Origin of the sequence: Leifsonia sp. 563 (genome assembly GCF_040545055.1) — a bacterium.
Lineage (GTDB): Bacteria > Actinomycetota > Actinomycetes > Actinomycetales > Microbacteriaceae > Leifsonia.
The window spans coordinates 1,150,377-1,166,587 of the sequence record NZ_JBEPLE010000001.1; the positions used below are offsets into that span (position 1 = coordinate 1,150,377).

The following is a 16,211-nucleotide window of genomic DNA, read 5'->3' on the forward strand; positions in this document are numbered from 1 at the left end:
TCTGGTTGGTGCTTCCAGAGGTACGCGGGGGATTCGCTGAGCCCAGCCGTTGACAGATCCGCGGGCCCGGCGGGTTAATGGGCGCCAGTGCCGTGCCCGTGAGCGGGTCGCAGACCGGGTGAGAGCGGGAGCAGCGCGGCGACCACGGATGCAGCGGTTGCCGCGACGAACGGGCCCCCGGGGCCGAGCGCATCCCCGAGCACCCCCGCGACCGCAGTGCCGGTCGCTCCCCCGACGAGCCCCGCCGTGTTGAGCCAGCCGAAGGCCTCCGGGGTCGCGGTCTCCGGAAGAGCGGATGAGACCATGGCGTAGAGGGCGGCAAGCGACGGCGCGAAGCCGAGACCCGAGAGGAACAGCACGCCGTAGAGCAAGGGGATGCCGGGGACCAGCCCGGCCGCCGCCGTCGCGACGGCCACACCACCGAGCACGGCGGCCAGACTCCTCGTCCCGAAACTCCGGTGACCGAACGCGATCCCGCCGATCAGCGACCCCAGGCTCGACACCGCGATCGCCAGCCCGGCGAGGATGCCATGGCCGTCGAAGCGCGCCACCAGCGCGATCTCGAGCGCGGCGAACGACGCGATCAGCGCGAAGCTCGTCGCGGCGGCCAGGCGAACGGACCGCGTCAGCAGCACGGTGCCGAGGCGCGTCCTGCTGCGCGGCAGCCGGACGCCCGCGATGTGCGGGGCGAGCAGGAACCAGACCGTGCCGCCGAGCGTCACCAGGGCCGCGAGCACGAGCGGCGCCTGCGTCGACACCGCGCCGCTGAGCAGTGTGGCGACCACCGGTCCGGTGATCCAGATCAGCTCCTGCGCGGAGGTGTCGAGGGCGAACAGCGCCGGGACCGTCCGGCGGGGCACGAGCCGAGGGTACAGCGCGCGCACCACCGGCATGAGCGGAGGAACGGACGCGCCGATCACGGCCCCGAGCGCCACCATCAGGACGGGTTGTGGTGGCCCGAACGCGAGCAGCAGCATCCCTGTGGCGTTCAGCAGGGCGGCTACCAGCACCGGCGGCCGGATGCCCAGCGCCCCGACCGATCGGCTGACAAGCGGCATGGCCACCGCCTCGCCGACGCTCACCGACGCGACGACGAGCCCGGCCAGCGCATAGGAGCCGCTCGCGTGCCGTACGTGGAGCAGGACGGCGAGCGACAGCATCCCGAGCGGGAAGCGCGCCACCAGCTGCGAGACCGTGACCCGAAGGACGCCGGGGACGCGGACGAGCTCGAGGTACGTCCGCACCCCGCTACTTGCCAACGCCGCCGGCGAGACCGCGCACGAAGTATCGCTGGCACACGAAGAACAGGATCACCATGGGGAGGGCCGCCATCACCATCCCCGCGAACACGACAGGATATTGCGTGCCGTTCTTCGACATCATGTCGGCGAGGCCGACCGGAAGCGTCTGCACGCCCGTCCCGCTGGTGAAGATCATCGCGAACAGGTACTCGTTCCAGTTCTGCAGCACATTGAGGACGATCGTGGTCGCGACGATCGGCATGCTCATCGGCAGGATGATCCGCCAGAAGGTCGCCGCCCGCGAGGCGCCGTCGATCGACGCGGCCTCATCCACCTCGCGCGGCAGGTCGAGCATGTAGGCGCGCATCAGGAAGACGGTGAACGGGATGCGGAACGCCGTGTACAGGATCAGCAGACCGAAGAAGGTGTCGTACAGACCCCATGCCTGGAACAGCTTCACCAGCGGGATGAGCGCAACGGTCGGCGCGAGCATCAGGCCGGCGAGCACGATCACGGTGAAGGTGCGGTTGAGCGGGATGTTCACCCGCGTCAGCCCGTAGGCCGCCCACGCACTGATCAGCTCGGTGATGAGCGTCGCCAGGACGGTCAGCGACACGCTCGTGAGCACGAAGTCGCCGACGCCCTGGTTCCAGGCCTTGGCGAAGTTCTGCCACAGCCACTCGGTCGGGAGCGCGAAGGGGTTGCCGAAGAGCTCGGCGTTGGTCTTCAGGGCGTTGGTCACCATCCACAGCAGCGGGTAGAGGACCACGACGACGAGGGCCAGCAGCAGGGCCCAGACCAGGGCGCTGCGCGACCAGCGGCCGAGACGGGCGAGGACTACCATTCCACTCTCCTCTTGCGCGAGTAGGCCAGCTGGGCGGCGGCCAGCAGCAGCGTGATGACGAAGATCGCCACGCCGATCGCGGCCGCAGAACCGAAGTCGTTGGTGACGAATCCCGCGTGGTACAGCCACGTGCCGAGCACTTGGCTGGAGTTGTTCGGGCCGCCGCTCGTCATCACCATCACCTCGTTGAACACCTGGAAGGCGCCCGAGATGGTGACGATCATCATCAGCCCGGTCATCTCGCGCACCAGCGGCAGCGACACCTGGAAGAAGCGGCGGATCGGGCCGACGCCGTCGAGATTGGCGGCCTCGTACAGCTCCTGCGGGATGCGCTGGAGCGCCACCGAGAACAGCAGGACGCTGTAGCCGAAGGCCTGCCACTGGCTCATCGCGATGATCGCGAAGATGGCCGTGCCCTCGTGCCCGAGCCACGCCTGCGAGAACTGCCCCAGCCCGACGTTGTCGAGGAAGACGTTCAGCATGCCGGTCTGCGGCTGGTAGATGAAGTAGAACAGGAGGCCGGCGACGGTCAGCGAGATCGCCGACGGGATGAAGTAGATCGCCCGGAACGCCTTGCGCCAGCGCTCGCTCCGGACGCTCTCGACGATCGCGGCGAGGACGAGAGCCCCGAACACCTGGAACACGATCGAGAGCACCGCGTACCAGGTGTTGTTGCCGAGCGCCTTCCAGAAGATCGGGTCCTGGGCGAGGTCGGCGTAGTTGTCGACGCCGACGAAGGTCTGGTCGCCGCTGTAGATGTTCCACTTCAGGAAGCTGAAGACGACGTTCTGGATCAGCGGCCAGTAGACGAACACGGCCAGAACGGCCAGCGCCGGGATGAGCCAGACCAGTCCACGCCAGCGCGCGGAGCCCCGCCGCGCCGCACGCGGGGCCATGTCGCCCGGAGCCGGGGCCGTGGGGGGGGGCCCCCCCCCCCCCCCGGGGGGGGGGGGGGGGGCCCCCCCCCCCCGGGGCGGGGGGGGGGGGGGGGGCGGGGGGGGGGCGCGGGGGGGGGGGGGGGGGGGCCCCCCCCCCCCCACGGCCGGCTGAGGCGCCTGCGTCGTGGTCATTTCGCCTTCTCGGACGCCTGTCGCACGGCCTTCAGCGCGGCCTCGGGGGTGAGGCTGCCGGAGACGAGGCCCTCGGAGACGGAGACCCAGGCGTCGCCGACGTCGGGCACGTTGGCCATGTCCAACCACACGACGGTGGACTTCGCGTCATTCACGAGCTTCGTGCCCTCCGCCACGGCGGGGGTCGCGATCTGGTCGGTCACCACATCCTTCACCGCGCTCGGCTGACCGTAGGGCGGCGACGACAGCGTCGTCGCGTTCTTCTTGTTCATCACGAACTTCATGAAGTCGAGCGCGAGGGCGGCGTTCTTGCTCTTCTTGTTGATCATGTAGCCCTCCGGAGCCGCTTCGAGCGTCGAGCTGTCGCCCTTCGCGTCGGCGGGAGCCGGGAGCTGGAAGATGCCGAAGCCGTCCTTGCTGAGCTGGCTGTCCTTCGTGTTCACCGAATCGAACTCGATGAGCTCCTGGTAGTACATGGCCGCCTTGCCGGTCGCCTGCTGCTGCTGCGCGGTCGTGTAGGTGACGCCGTTGGAGTTGGAGGCATCGCCGGTGCACTGGGTGACGAGCTCCTGGAACTGCTTCATGCCCTCCACGTAGCCGTCGTCGGTGTACGTGGCGGTCTTCGGCAGCAGGTCGGCTTCGAGCGTCTTCTGCGGAACGTCGTAGGCGAACAGCTGACCCAGGTAGTGGAGTCCCGGCCAGCCGTCCTTGTTGCCGAACGCGATCGGGACGATGCCGGCCGCCTTGATGGTCGAGCAGTCGGAGATGAGCTCGTCGAGCGTCTTCGGCACGTCGAGGCCGAGGTCGGCGAAGATCTTCTTGTTGTAACCCATGAACTTGCCGTCGACGTACTGCGGGATGCCGTAGTACTTGCCGTCGTACTTGAACGCGTTCAGGGAACCCTCGCCGAAGGTGTCTCCCCAGGTCGTGCCCGGCGCGATGACGGAGCTGAGGTCGACGGCCAGGCCGTTGGCGGCGAAGTTCTCGCCCCAGTTGCCCGCGTAGCTGAAGTAGATGTCCGGCAGCGACTGCGACCCGATGAGGACCTTCTCCTTGTCCTTGATCGCGTTGTCGTCGGTCTCCTGCGCGAGCGTGATCTTCACGTCGGGGTGGAGCTTCGTGTAGTCCTTCACCAGATTCTCGAAATACGAGCCGAGCGGGTCGCCCGCCGCGGCGGTGAGGATGCTGATGCTGCCGGAGTAGTCCGGCTTCGCGGTGATGTCGGCCGAGCCGCCGCCGCCGGAGGAGCACGCGGTGAGTGCGAGCGCCATGACGCCCGCTGCCGCTGCCGTGATGGTCCTGGTCTTCTTCACGCTCATCTCCCGTCGTGCGGGTCGTGCGGTCGAGGTGTCCGCTGACCCGTCTTTGGATCGTGGGTCGCTCTCGGCGACCGATTGCGACGACTATACGTGATTTTGGTACCGGTATCAACACTGCCCAATCGCGGCACCCCCACCCCGGCGCGCGATTTGCGCCAAATCTCGGTTATGGGTCGGCGATAACCGCGATTTGGCGCAAATCGCGTGAGGGAGGGGTGCGGGGGCGGGAGGGAGAGTGAGGCTCAGGCGGGGGGCGGGGCCACGGAGGCGCGCTCGACGAAGTCGGCCTCGAGGACATGGGTGGCGGTCGGAGCGTCGCTCCCGGCGACCCGCGCCAGCAGGCACTCGGCGGTGAGTTCGCCGAGCTGGTGCATCGGCTGGGCGACCACCGACATCGGCGGCGTCATCACGCTCGCCCACGAACTGTCGTCGAAGCCGATCAGAGAGACGTCCTCCGGGCAGCTCAGCCCGCGCTGTCGCAGGGCGCGCAGCGAACCGGTCAGCGCATCCGTCTCCGTCGCGAAGATCGCGGTCGGCGGATCCGACAGCGACAGCATCCCGAGCACCGCCCTGGTCGCCTGCGACTCGTTCTTCAGCACGTGCGTCACCAGAGACGTGTCGAACGGGATGCCGGCCAGCTCCAGCGCGTCCAGGTACCCGAGCAGACGCTCGCCGTCACTCCAGAGGGCGTGGTCGATGATGCGCCGCAGATCGTCGGCGTCCGCGGCCGGCTCCGTCGTGACCGGGCCCCACACGAACGCGATGCGCCGGTGGCCCTTCTCGATCAGCGACATGACGGCCTGACGCGACGCCTCGCGGTTGTTGATGACGACCGCGTCCGCATCCACCGTGTCCACCAGGCGGTCGAGCAGCACCAGCGGGATCTCGCGCTTCGCGACGACGTCGAGGTGCGGCAGCTCGGCGCTGCGTCCCGCCGCCGGCGCCAGCGCGATCCCATCGACCTGCTTGTCGACGAGCACGTCGATCGCGGCCGCCTCCAGCTGCAGGTCCTCGTCCGTGCTCAACACGAGCACGTCGTAGTCGGCCTTGCGGGCCGCGTCCGTGATGCCGCGCAGCACGCCGGCGAAGAACGGGTTGCCGACGTCGGCGAGAACGACGCCCAACGTTCGGGTCTCGCCCGTCGTCATGCTCCGCGCGATCGTGTTGGGCCGGTAGCCGAGCTCCTTCGCGACGGCGAGGATGCGATCCCGCGTCTTCGGGCTCACCGAGCCGTAACCGCCGAGCGTCCGGGCGACCGTCGCCCGACCGACGCCGGCGGCCGCCGCCACCTCCGAGATCGTCGGCGAGGGAATGCGGTGGTCGCGCTCCGTGGACATCGCCACCCCTTCCTGATCCGGGGCGGCTCACGCCCTCAGCCCACGTCGCCCGCCGCCACCGGCGGAAGCGAGCCGACCGCCCTCGTCGCCTCGTCGACTGCGCGCCCGTGACCGAACGCGCCCTCGACCGTGCACTGCCGGGCGGCGAACTGCGCCGCACGCCGCATCGACCGATGCAGCGCCGCGCCACCCGGTCGGGCATTCCTGCGCCAGCCGGATCGCAGCAATTCAACCACGAACGCGCTCACGTAGGCGTCGCCGCATCCCATCGTGTCGATGAACGGACCGGGCACGGGAGCCGCATCGGAGTAGTAGTACGCGTCGCCGTCGAACAGCACGGCGCCGGCATCCCCCTGGGTCCCCAGCACGAGCGACGGGCCGTGCGAGGCGATCCGCCGCAGTTCGGCCCAGGTGTCCGTGCGCGACAGCTCACCGAGCGACACCAGGGCCAGGTCGATCCACGGGCCCACCGCATCCAGGTACTCCCCGGTGCGGTACTCCGGCTCGGACGAGAAGTCGTACGACCGCAGGGTCCGCGTCGCCGCCAGCTTCGGCAGCTCCGGGATGACGCCCGAGTACGCGCTCGAATGGATGAGCGAGAAGCCGGATGCGTAGCGCAGGTCGTCCTCGCCCAGCCGGACCGGATCGCTCAGCGTGACGCCGCCGTGGTTCCACCCGAGGAACCGGCGCTCGCCGTCGACCGTCTCGATCTCGGTCACACCGTTCGGGCCCGGGCGCACCGAGGACCGCGAGGTGTCGACCCCGCAGTCCTCGATGGCCCGCCGCACGAAGCGCCCCTGCTCATCGTCGCCGAACACCCCCAGGTACGCGGCCTCGGCGCCGAGCTGCCGGGCGAACACCGCGACGTTCACGGCGTTCCCTCCCGGGTACTCGACTCCGCGGTCGACGAACCGGTCGACGATGTTGTCCCCGAGACCGAGGACGCGCACCGTGCTCATCGGCGCCCGCTCAGTACGCCACGACGCGGTAGTACCGGCGCAGGTCGAGCGAGTGGTCGCGCACCTGGGCGAGGTGCTTGCTGAAGCGGTCGACGACGGCGTCGGCGACGATCGGGGCCAGCAGCCCGCGGAACTCGTCGCTCACGCCCGGGAGCTGGTAGTCCTTGGTGTCGATCACGGTGACGTCGTCGCTGTACTCGTTCGCGAAGGCGATGACGCGGTCGGTGAGCGGGCGGGTCTCATCCTCACCGGCGAAGACCAGGATGCTGGTGTCCTTCTCGATGAGTTCGAGCGAGCCGTGGAAGAACTCCGCGGCGTGGACGCGCGTGGTGGTGAGCCACTGCATCTCCTCGAGGATGCACATCGAGTACAGGTAGGTGAAGCCCCACAGCTGGCCCGATCCGGTCAGGAAGTGGTAGCCGGTGTCGGCGTGCTTCTCGGCGAACGCCTTGCCGATCGGGTCGGCCTGCTCGGTGACCGAGACGAGCGCCTCGGGGATCGCCTCGAGATCCTTCACCAGGCGGTCGTAGCCGTCGAACTCGCCGCGCAGCGAGAGGAGCTTCGCGCCGAAGGTGAGGAACTGGACGTCGAACGGCCACGCCTTCGGGGCGGAGAGCAGCACCTCGTCGACCATCGAGGCGATCGGGCTGTCGGCCTGGCCGGTGAAGCCGACCGTGAGCGCACCCTTCTCGCGGGCGAACTCGACGCAGTCGATGATGTCCTCGGTGGTGCCGGAGACGGAGGCGAAGATCGCGACCGAGTCCGGGCCGAACTGCGGGTCCGGCGCGAGGATGAACTCCTTGCCGATGACGGCGCGCACCGGGAACGACGAGCGCGTCTGGAAGAAGCGCTCGTACGGCAGTGCCGCGGCGTAGGTGCCGCCCGCGCCGATGAAGTAGATGTTCTTCCAGCGCCCGGCACTGACGCGCTCGGCCAGCTCCTCGATCTGCGATCGCAGCGCGACGGTGCTGCGCACCTGCTCCAGGAATTCCTCTTCGTTGAAGCCCAGCATGTGTCTCCCTCCACCGATCCGTTTTGGTACCGGTATCAATTCGTCTCAATCGTGACACAGCCCAGGTCTATCCGCAACACCCCTGCCCCTCTCCCCCCTCTCCCCCCTCGCCTGCTCCCTGCCCGCCCTTTCCCATTTCGCCGAAGTGCACGTAGTTGCGGTCGACACGCCGTGGAGGTGCGCAACAACGTGCACTTCGGCGAAAGAGGAAAGGGGGAGGGGGAGGGGCGTACCCCGGGATGCGGGAGCGCGCAGCCCCCTGGACGCACGCGCGTGCGGTGATTGCGTGGGGGTATGCCAGAGAACCAGTACACCTTCGACAACCCTGTGGACCGCTACCCCAGCATCTCCCCCGACGAGGAGCAGGTGCCCGAGCCGGGTCTCGAAAGCGACCTGAGCCCGCGCGCCGACCTGGGCGAGGACAGCTACGTCGGCACCGGCCGCCTGACCGGCCGCAAAGCGATCGTGACGGGTGGCGACTCGGGGATCGGCGCCGCGACCGCCATCGCGTTCGCGCGCGAGGGCGCCGACGTTGCGCTCGTCTACCTCCCGGAGGAGGAAGAGGATGCGCAGCGCATCGCCGGTCTCATCCGCGACGCCGGCCGCACGGCCGTCACCATCCCGGGCGACCTCAAGGAGCGCGCCTTCAGCGACGAGATCGTGAAGCGGGCGCTGGACGAACTCGGCGGCATCGACATCCTGGTCAACAACGCCGGCAAGCAGATCGCCACGGAGAGCCTCACGGACATCCCCGACGACCAGTTCGACCACACGATGAAGACCAACGTCTACGCGATGTTCTGGCTGACGCGCGCGGCGCTGCCGCACCTTCCGGCCGGCGCGACGATCATCAACACCACATCCATCCAGGCGTACCAGCCGGGCGAGCAGCTCGTCGACTATGCGACGACGAAGGCCGCGATCAACGCCTTCACGAAGGCTCTCGCCCAGCAGCTCGCGCCGAAGGGCATCCGCGTCAACGCGGTGGCACCTGGACCGATCTGGACACCACTGCAGGTCAGCAAGGGACAGCCGGCCGAGGCGATCCCCGAGTTCGGGCAGCAGACGCCCCTCGGGCGCCCCGGACAGCCGGCCGAGCTGGCGCCCGCATACGTCTTCCTCGCGTCGCCGGAGTCGAGCTACGTGATCGGCGAGACGCTGTCGGTGACGGGCGGCATGCCCACCCCGTGATCGGTGGCGCCGGGGCCGTGGCGCCGCGCGGTCAGGAGGATCGCGGTCAGGAGGATCGCCTCTCGATCGCCGCGTTCAGCGCGGCGACGGCCTCGGCCAGCGGCTGACCGCGTCCCACCGCCATACCGGCGATGAAGGTCGTCAGCGGAGCGGCGGGACGCGCGATGCCGTGTGCGGCGTCTCGCGCGAGGTCGAGCACCGTCGCCACGTCGCCCGGCGCCAGGGAGACACCCACGGCTTCGGCGGCCTCCTCGGCCCAGGAGTCGAGTTCAGACGGTTCCATGCGTGCGCTCCTCCGAGGCTGTCCGGTCGGCCGACGGGAGGTCGGCCGGGGAATCGATGTCCGCGTGCACGTCGGCAGGCGCACGGTGTCTGCCGTCGACGACGCCGAGAAGCGCAGAGGCGGGCAGCCCATCGAGGGCGCCTCTCTCCGTGCGCAGCTCAGCGATGCGGCGTTCCAGCACGGCACGCGGCGAGCGGGCGAGCAGCCACTGAGGACTGCCGTCGGCGTCGGTCAGGACACCCGCGTCGATGCTGCGCAGAGCGCTGATCGCGGAGGCGGGGTTCGCGAGGTCGGCGGCCAGGATCAGGACGTCGGTCGCGGGGGATGCCGCCAGCGCATCCACCCCCGCCGCCACCGCCGCGCACGGGCCGCCCCACCGGGGATTCTCGGAGACGGCGATGTGCACGCCCTCCGGCGTCTCCGAGGCCGAGACGAGCACGACGACATCTGCTCCGCGGGCGGCGTCCACCGTTCGTTCCAGCAGCGTGCGACCGTCGATCACGTGCCGCAGCTTGTCCGACCCGAAGCGCGTCGAGCGGCCGCCCGCCACCACGATCACCGCCTCGCGCCGGGTCACCGGGCGGGCCGCCCCGTCCGGAACGCGTCGACGACATCCCGCGGGATCTGGCCCCTGCTGCCGACCTCGACGCCGTTCTTCCGCGCCCACTCGCGGATCGCCCGGCGCTCGTCCGGCGACGGCGGGGCGTCCGACGCGGGAGCGTCGTTGCGACCGGCCGCCTCGATCCACTTTGCGAAGTCCGCCCGCAGCTGGTCGGCGTGCTCGGAGGACAGGTCGATGACGTACTGCGCGCCCGCGAGCGAGAACTCGATGGTCTCGCCCTCGCCTTCCGGGATCACGGACTGGTCGAGATCGTCGATCAACTGGTAGGTGACTCGCTTGGCCATATCCATCCCGCCACTTCGTCGATTGGATGCACCCCGCGGGTGCGCTTGTCGCGAAGCCTACCGGTGACGCGCGCGTCAGCGACCGGCGACGTGCGCCCTGCGCTGAGCCCGGACCACCAGCGGCAGCACCACCCAGATGACGATCAGCACGATGAAGACGCAGCTCGCGGCGATGATGCCGGCGGGCGGCGCGAGCAGGAAGTCGACGATGAACAGCACGATGCCCGTGAACAGCAGGGATGCGGCCGCCAGGCACACGATCAGGATCTTGCTGCCGAGCCCGACCAGCTCCGTCTTCGCCTTCTGCCGGAACAGCAGGCGGTGCAGCGCGACCGGCGCGAGGGCCAGCAGCGTCACGATCACCGCGAGGAAGACGAGGACGAGGTAGACCACCACGTCGAACGGCGCCAGTTGTGCGAAGCGCTGCTGGAACGGCAGCGTCAGCAGGAACGCGGCGAGGATCTGGGTCCCCGTCTGGAAGACGCGGAACTCCTGCAGCAGCTCGTTCCAGTTGCGGTCAGCGCGCTGGGCGGTCGTCTCGTCGCGGCCGTCTCCCGGGTCGGCATCCGCGCCTTCGCTCTCGGGCGCATCCCACACGTCGTCGTTCGTCATCGTCGCTGTGCCTCCAGATCGCGCGCCATGGCCGCCAGAGCCGCGTCGACCGTGGCTCGGACGACCTCCTCGGGGTCGCCGTCGAAGTGGAGCTCCTCGACCTGCGGCGCGTCCGGCCGGCCGTGGGCGAGGAAGACCGTGCCGGCCTCCTTGCCCTCCTCGGACCCGGGGCCGCCCGCGCCGGTGACCGCGGCGACCAGGTCGGCGCTGAGCAGCCTCCCGACCCCCGACGCCATCTGCTCGGCGCACGCGGCCGTGATCACGGGGCCGGGCGTCACTCCGAGCACGTCGAACTTGACGTGCTCGGAGTAGGCGACCACCCCGCCGGCGAACCAGTCGCCTGCCTGCGGGGACGCGCCGAGGGCCGAGGCGATCGCGCCGCTGGTCAGCGATTCGGCGACCGCGATGGTGACGCCGGCGGAGGAGGCGAGGTCGGCGATCGTCTCGCCGAGGTCGGTGTCGTTCTCCGTCGTCATGCAGGAACCTTAGCCGTTGTCGCTGTCGCCCTCGTCGCCTTCCGCCTGCGAGGGCTTGTCGACGATCTGCTGCTCCGCCTCGGTGTTCTCGTCGTGGCGGTCGCCTTCGGTGTTCTGGGGGTCGGACATGTCCGCTCCTTCTCTCGTGTGGTGGGTGGTCTTCAGTGGTCAGTGCGGAAGTGCACCGCTTTGTGGCTGCCGTCGCAGAACGGCTTGATCGTCGAGACGCCGCAGCGGCAGAGCGCCACCGTGCGCCGGTGCTGCTCGATCGGTGTGCCGTCGGGTGTCGTCAGGTCGATGTGACCGCGCACGAGCAGGGGGCCGTCGGGGCAGGCGACGATCACCGGCTCCTCGTCGTGGGCGGTCATGCCGCCACCGCCACGGGCTGGCGGAGCGAGCTGCGGCCCGCTTCGAAGCTCTCCAGCATGTGCTGACCCGCGAGGCCGTCCACGTAGAGGCAGGCGGCGGCGCCGAAGACGATGTCGGGCAGGAGCTCGGGATGCTGCTCGGCGAGACCGCCGGCGAGGTCGCGGCCCGCGATCTGCTCGTGCACCGCATCCGCCTCGACGTGCTCGTCGTAGTACCAGGTGACCTCGTCGTCGTGACCGAGCCGCCGGAACCCGTTGCCGTAGAAGCGGTTCGGGATGGACGAGGTCATCTCGAATGCCGCGAGATGACCGGTGATCGCGCCGCGGAGGCTGCGGTTGAGGCCGAACATCGACATCATCGTGAACGACGCGAGGGTGATCGCGGGCACGTTGTCGATGTAGGCGCCGTAGCTGTCGTCGAGCCCGAGGTTGCGCATCGTGCGACCGAAGATCTCCGCGTGGATGCGGTCCGGGCGCCCGGCGCCGTACTCGTCGGACTGCACCTCCACGAGCGCCGCCTTCGCCCGGCCGGTGAGACGCGGGATGGCCCAGGAGTGCGGGTCCGCCTCCTTGCGCGTGTAGATGGAGCGGTGGATGACGAACTCCACCGCCTGCTCCTCGGTCGCCTTCTTGGCGAGGAAGCGGGAGAGGCTGGGGCCGCCGTCCTCCGAGGTGAGGTCGAACAGGTAGGCCGCGACCGCATCCGCGTTCGGCTCGGGCAGGTCGCCGACGGGGACGCGCTCCCGCAGCTGGCGCTCGAACACGCGCTCGATGGCTCGGCGGGTGCGCAGCAGGTCCGGGTTCCACTCCCACTCGTCGTCGGCTTCGACGGTGTCTCCGTAGTGGAGGCCGTAGAGCAGGAGGAGGGTCAACTGGAGGTCCTCGTCGGTGAGCAGGTCCGGCTCCGCTGCGAGGGCGGCGGTGGCGTTCTCGGTGAAGCGGACGACGTCGTCCGATGCGGCGGAGGGATCGGTTGTGAGCGCGTCCAACAGCGCCTCGCTCACCGGCCCCCGCGGGGTGATGCGTGGTGTCATACCCCCAAGCAACCGGGGGAAGCGCGCCGGGTCAACCGGTTGCCTGGGCGCCGCTTCGGTGCGTGCGCGTCAGAGTTGGCGCTCGATTCGTGCCGAATGTGCGGTTAGGCGCGTCGTTAGCGCACATTCGGCACGAATCGTCGGCGTGATGAGGCGCGGCGCAGAGTACGGAGGGGGGTCGCCGCGCGTCGGAGGCGGCCGTCCGAGTACCGGACGCCGCCGCGGAGGCGAGCGCCGACGGCGAGCCAGACGCAGACGGCGCGCTCGGCCAGCCACGCCGGCGCCCACAGTGCAGCCGTCGCCGGGAACAGCCGACGGCCTCCCGCCCGGCGACGGCCCACCTCGGCGAGCGCCACCACGGCGAGCACCCCCGCGAGCATGCGGCCAGGACGCCGCAGCGAGACGAGCGCGAGGGGCAGCACGGCCAGCTCGGCCGCCAACCGCGCCGGCTGCGCGAAGTCGTCGTAGGCCTGCCGCACCCGCTGCCGCAGGAAGTGGCCGACCTCCGGCGGCCGCCGGACGACGCCGATCCGATCCGCCGCGATCACCCGTCCACCCGCCGCCTGGACGGTGCGGATGAGCTCCAGGTTCTCGAAGAGCACGTCGCCGTCGTACCCGCCGGCCGCGAGCACCAGTGAACGGCGGACCGCGAGTGTGCCGGGATAGTCGTGACCGAGTGCGCGGTTCAGGAGGCTGCGCCCGGTGTCCCAGCGCGCATGCCACGGCGCGGGGTCGAACACGTTCTGCGGCCGCACGAGGTCGCCGGCGTCGAGCATCCCGACGACCGCGCGCAACGCCCCCTCGTCGTACCGGACGTCGTCGTCGGCCAGCACGACACGGTCGTGGCGGGCGGTCCGGAGCCCGGTCATGACCCCGGCGACCTTGCCGTTGTGACCGGGCCACGGGTCGGCAGCGAGGTGGCGGACTCCCGGCGGGAACGCCCGTGCGTGCGCGCTGAAGCGTTCCGGCTCCGACCCGTCGACCACCGTGACGTCGATGAACTCGCGCAACCTCGTCAGGTATGCGACCAGCTCCGCGAGGCCGGCGTCGTCCGACCAGCGGAGGGGCAGCACGTATTCGGCATCGAGACTCATCCGGCGCCCCTCAGGACTCCGAGGAGTCGAAGCGCGGCGAGTACAGCGTCGCGCCCGGACGCAGCCGGATGACGTCGTCACTGAACGACGCGAGGTCCGGCCACAGCACCAGCACCGAGCCGCGCGCACGCCAGCGCAGGAAGCGGGCGATCAGCGCCGGCGCATCCACGTCTCGCCGCTCGTAGCCGGCGAACGATTCGTGGGCGTGCGGGCTCACCACCAGGCCGTGCAGTCGCGCGGCGGCGAGGAGCCCGTCGGGCGGGCCGTCGAGCGCGAACCGGGCGTCGACCACGACACCGAGCCGCTCGCCTTCCGCAGTGAGCACCGGGCTGCCGAGCAGGTCACTCAGGATCATGACGACCCCCGGGGATGCGCGCGATCACGTGGTCGCGCATCCATCGTTCGGTCCAGCTCGCATCGAGCGAGTCGGCCGCGACGCCCACCCTCACGACCGTTCCCGGGTCGGCGACCACCTTCCACGGGATGCGGATGAACCGGGAGTCGGGAAGCCGCCCGCCGAAGACCCTGGTCAGCAGGATGGGACCGGTGAGCAGCGACTCGATGATCGGCGGGGAGTCCGGGTCGAGGTGCTCCAGGTCGTCCGGCGTGGTCAGCTCCAGATCGTCGACGGTGCTGACCGGGACGGCGTCGGGGTCGAGGATCTGCCGGTCGAGGAGATCGAGCCCGGCGTCCAGCACACGGCCGGCGACGGCCGGCGACGGCGGAAGGTGGCGTTTCTGCGTCATGCTCCTGCTCCCGTCACGATCATGAGGGGGATGGCGGCGATCGACGCCACCAAGATGAGTCCGAGGTAGATCAGGCCGAAGAAGTTCGTCGCTCTGCCGTTGACCTCGTCCCCCATGTATTTGGGATCGTTCGCGACGATCAGGATCGGAAGATACGTCAACGGCAGGGCGATCGCCGAGAACACCACCGAGAACTCGGTGACCTGCACCGGGTCGACGCCGGTGAAGAGGATGCCGAGGGCGACCACCAGCGACAGGATCATCACGGCGTGGAACCGCGACGCCGATGCCGGGCGCCGGAACTTGCCCCACGGCCAGCCGAAGAACTGCCCCAGCGTATACCCGCTCGACAGCGTCACCTCGAGGGCGGCGCCGAAGGTCGCGGCCACGAATCCGAGGATGACGATGATGAGCCCGATCTTGCCGAGCGCCTGCGCCACGGGAAGCGCCGTCTCGAACAACGACTCCACCTGGATTCCCTTCGGGAGGAGCACGACCGTGGCGCACGCGGCGATGGCGAGCGACAGCAGACCGCCGAGCGGGAAGCCGACGAGCACGTTGAGACGCGACTGAGCCAGGTCCTTCTTCTTCCACTTCTCCTCGATCGCGCCGGACGAGAAGAAGAACACCTCGTAGGGCGTCATCGCCGCGCCGAACAGGGCGATCGCGTAGTACCAGTACGTCGCGGGCGTCTCGTCGGTGTGCGGCGACGGCTGGAGCAGCACCTGCGAGCCGAGGGCGGACCAGTCCGGGTGGAGGAAGAACAGGGCGACGGCGAACACGACCAGGGCGAGGCCCAGCAGCCCCGTCACGTTCTCCATGATCGAGAACTTGACCCGCCAGATGACGATCCACACCGCGATGGCCGCGACGGGGAACCAGAGCACGGGCTCGATGCTGGAGGCGAGCTGGAGGGCGAGCGCGATACCGCCGATCTCCGCGGTCAGGGTGAGGAGGTTGATCAGGAACGAGGCCGACAGGTTCGCGAGGGCCATCCGGGCTCCGAGCCGCTCGCGGATGATCTCGAAGGTCGCCCGGCCGCTCACCGCGGCGACCCGTCCGGACATCTGGGCGAACAGGCAGATGCCGACCACGCCGACGAGGACGACCCAGGTCAGCGTCATCCCGAACCGCGACCCGACGACGCTGTTCGTGACGAGGTCACCGATGTCGACGAATCCGCCGATGGCGGTCAGCACGCCGAGCGCGACGGCGAAGATCCCCTTCATTCGCGCTCCAGCCGCTGGGATGCCGCCTGCAGCTCCTGAGCGAGCCGATCGAGCTCGCGGCGCTGCCGGTCGACCGTGGCCGCCGAGTCCGTGCCGGACGCCTGGGCCCGCTGGGCGGCGGTCACCACATCCTGAGCCGCCCGGATGTCGGCCAGCACGCTGTCGCGCCTGGCGCCGATCCCGCCGATGGCGGTCATCGTCGAGACCGTCTGCGCCTCCTGCGCCAGGCGGTCGGCGACATCGGTCAGACCGGTGTCCTGCACGGTGGACAGGATCTGGTCCTGCTCGTGCAGGCCGAGCACGAGCCCGGCTGCGCGGGCGGCCGATGCGGCGGTTCCGGCGGACTGGGACAGGGAGCCGCGTGCGCTGTCGTCGGCGGAGCAGCCCACGAGCACGCCCGCCACCAGCAGCGCCACCGCCCCCGTGGCGATGTGTCGATGCTTCACGCCGAGGACTGTACGCGCGCTGTGAGAACGGTGAAAGTGGTGCT

Annotated in this window: 20 protein-coding genes; 1 reads left to right on the plus strand and 19 read right to left on the minus strand. The window is 69.9% G+C overall.

From position 1 onward, the window contains the following. Positions 1–74: 74 nt before the first annotated feature. The 7 genes from ABIC47_RS05590 to ABIC47_RS05620 all read right to left on the minus strand — a co-directional run bounded on the left by ABIC47_RS05590 (position 75) and on the right by ABIC47_RS05620 (position 7,782). Positions 75–1,244 (minus strand): MFS transporter, encoded by a 1,170-nt coding sequence (locus ABIC47_RS05590; protein WP_354478127.1) that lies wholly within the window; start codon positions 1,242–1,244, stop codon positions 75–77. A 4-nt stretch (positions 1,245–1,248) separates the two neighbouring features. Continuing rightward, positions 1,249–2,085 (minus strand): carbohydrate ABC transporter permease, encoded by an 837-nt coding sequence (locus tag ABIC47_RS05595; protein ID WP_309855145.1) that lies wholly within the window; start codon positions 2,083–2,085, stop codon positions 1,249–1,251. Then, entirely contained in the window at positions 2,079–2,981 is a 903-nt protein-coding gene (locus tag ABIC47_RS05600; RefSeq protein WP_354478130.1) for a carbohydrate ABC transporter permease, read from the minus strand. The genes ABIC47_RS05595 and ABIC47_RS05600 overlap by 7 nt, the downstream gene beginning before the upstream one ends. Positions 2,982–3,151: 170 nt before the next feature. Further along, positions 3,152–4,474, minus strand: coding sequence for an ABC transporter substrate-binding protein (locus ABIC47_RS05605; protein ID WP_354478133.1), 1,323 nt, complete (start codon positions 4,472–4,474; stop codon positions 3,152–3,154). Positions 4,475–4,716: 242 nt separating this feature from the next. Then, on the minus strand, positions 4,717–5,811 hold the full coding sequence (locus ABIC47_RS05610) for a LacI family DNA-binding transcriptional regulator (RefSeq protein WP_354478136.1): 1,095 nt from the start codon (positions 5,809–5,811) through the stop codon (positions 4,717–4,719). A gap of 35 nt (positions 5,812–5,846) precedes the next feature. Then, the gene (locus ABIC47_RS05615) at positions 5,847–6,770 is read right to left on the minus strand and encodes a PfkB family carbohydrate kinase (RefSeq protein WP_354478138.1); all 924 of its coding nucleotides are present in this window, start codon (positions 6,768–6,770) and stop codon (positions 5,847–5,849) included. Between the two features lie 10 nt (positions 6,771–6,780). Continuing rightward, complete coding sequence (locus ABIC47_RS05620; protein ID WP_354478141.1) at positions 6,781–7,782, minus strand: SIS domain-containing protein; 1,002 nt, start codon at positions 7,780–7,782, stop codon at positions 6,781–6,783. 294 nt (positions 7,783–8,076) lie between these two features. Here ABIC47_RS05620 and ABIC47_RS05625 point away from each other — a divergent pair, with 294 nt between their 5' ends. After that, positions 8,077–8,973: a glucose 1-dehydrogenase gene (locus tag ABIC47_RS05625; protein WP_354478143.1), complete on the plus strand. Its 897-nt coding sequence runs from the start codon at positions 8,077–8,079 to the stop codon at positions 8,971–8,973. 46 nt (positions 8,974–9,019) lie between these two features. Here the strand turns inward: ABIC47_RS05625 and ABIC47_RS05630 are convergent, their stop codons facing one another. The 12 genes from ABIC47_RS05630 to ABIC47_RS05685 all read right to left on the minus strand — a co-directional run bounded on the left by ABIC47_RS05630 (position 9,020) and on the right by ABIC47_RS05685 (position 16,167). Next, the gene (locus tag ABIC47_RS05630) at positions 9,020–9,256 is read right to left on the minus strand and encodes a DUF6457 domain-containing protein (protein WP_354478146.1); all 237 of its coding nucleotides are present in this window, start codon (positions 9,254–9,256) and stop codon (positions 9,020–9,022) included. Then, the gene (gene mobA, locus ABIC47_RS05635) at positions 9,243–9,833 is read right to left on the minus strand and encodes a molybdenum cofactor guanylyltransferase (RefSeq protein WP_354478148.1); all 591 of its coding nucleotides are present in this window, start codon (positions 9,831–9,833) and stop codon (positions 9,243–9,245) included. Before mobA ends, ABIC47_RS05630 begins: the two co-directional genes overlap by 14 nt. Beyond that, positions 9,830–10,162, minus strand: coding sequence for a histone-like nucleoid-structuring protein Lsr2 (locus tag ABIC47_RS05640; RefSeq protein WP_089878988.1), 333 nt, complete (start codon positions 10,160–10,162; stop codon positions 9,830–9,832). The genes mobA and ABIC47_RS05640 overlap by 4 nt, the downstream gene beginning before the upstream one ends. A gap of 75 nt (positions 10,163–10,237) precedes the next feature. After that, on the minus strand, positions 10,238–10,774 hold the full coding sequence (locus ABIC47_RS05645) for a DUF6328 family protein (RefSeq protein ID WP_018192664.1): 537 nt from the start codon (positions 10,772–10,774) through the stop codon (positions 10,238–10,240). After that, positions 10,771–11,250, minus strand: coding sequence for a CinA family protein (locus ABIC47_RS05650; protein WP_354478151.1), 480 nt, complete (start codon positions 11,248–11,250; stop codon positions 10,771–10,773). Before ABIC47_RS05650 ends, ABIC47_RS05645 begins: the two co-directional genes overlap by 4 nt. Positions 11,251–11,411: 161 nt before the next feature. Then, entirely contained in the window at positions 11,412–11,618 is a 207-nt protein-coding gene (locus ABIC47_RS05655) for a CDGSH iron-sulfur domain-containing protein (RefSeq protein WP_354478154.1), read from the minus strand. Continuing rightward, on the minus strand, positions 11,615–12,652 hold the full coding sequence (locus ABIC47_RS05660) for an iron-containing redox enzyme family protein (protein ID WP_502910217.1): 1,038 nt from the start codon (positions 12,650–12,652) through the stop codon (positions 11,615–11,617). Before ABIC47_RS05660 ends, ABIC47_RS05655 begins: the two co-directional genes overlap by 4 nt. Positions 12,653–12,768: 116 nt before the next feature. After that, a complete protein-coding gene (locus ABIC47_RS05665) occupies positions 12,769–13,746 on the minus strand; it encodes a glycosyltransferase family 2 protein (RefSeq protein WP_354478156.1) in 978 nt (325 codons plus the stop codon). A gap of 10 nt (positions 13,747–13,756) precedes the next feature. Then, complete coding sequence (locus ABIC47_RS05670; protein ID WP_020076334.1) at positions 13,757–14,101, minus strand: PRC-barrel domain-containing protein; 345 nt, start codon at positions 14,099–14,101, stop codon at positions 13,757–13,759. Further along, positions 14,088–14,492: a hypothetical protein gene (locus tag ABIC47_RS05675; protein ID WP_354478159.1), complete on the minus strand. Its 405-nt coding sequence runs from the start codon at positions 14,490–14,492 to the stop codon at positions 14,088–14,090. The genes ABIC47_RS05670 and ABIC47_RS05675 overlap by 14 nt, the downstream gene beginning before the upstream one ends. Next, positions 14,489–15,721 (minus strand): NRAMP family divalent metal transporter, encoded by a 1,233-nt coding sequence (locus ABIC47_RS05680; RefSeq protein WP_018192672.1) that lies wholly within the window; start codon positions 15,719–15,721, stop codon positions 14,489–14,491. Before ABIC47_RS05680 ends, ABIC47_RS05675 begins: the two co-directional genes overlap by 4 nt. Further along, positions 15,718–16,167 (minus strand): hypothetical protein, encoded by a 450-nt coding sequence (locus ABIC47_RS05685; protein ID WP_231918993.1) that lies wholly within the window; start codon positions 16,165–16,167, stop codon positions 15,718–15,720. Before ABIC47_RS05685 ends, ABIC47_RS05680 begins: the two co-directional genes overlap by 4 nt. Positions 16,168–16,211: the final 44 nt, after the last annotated feature.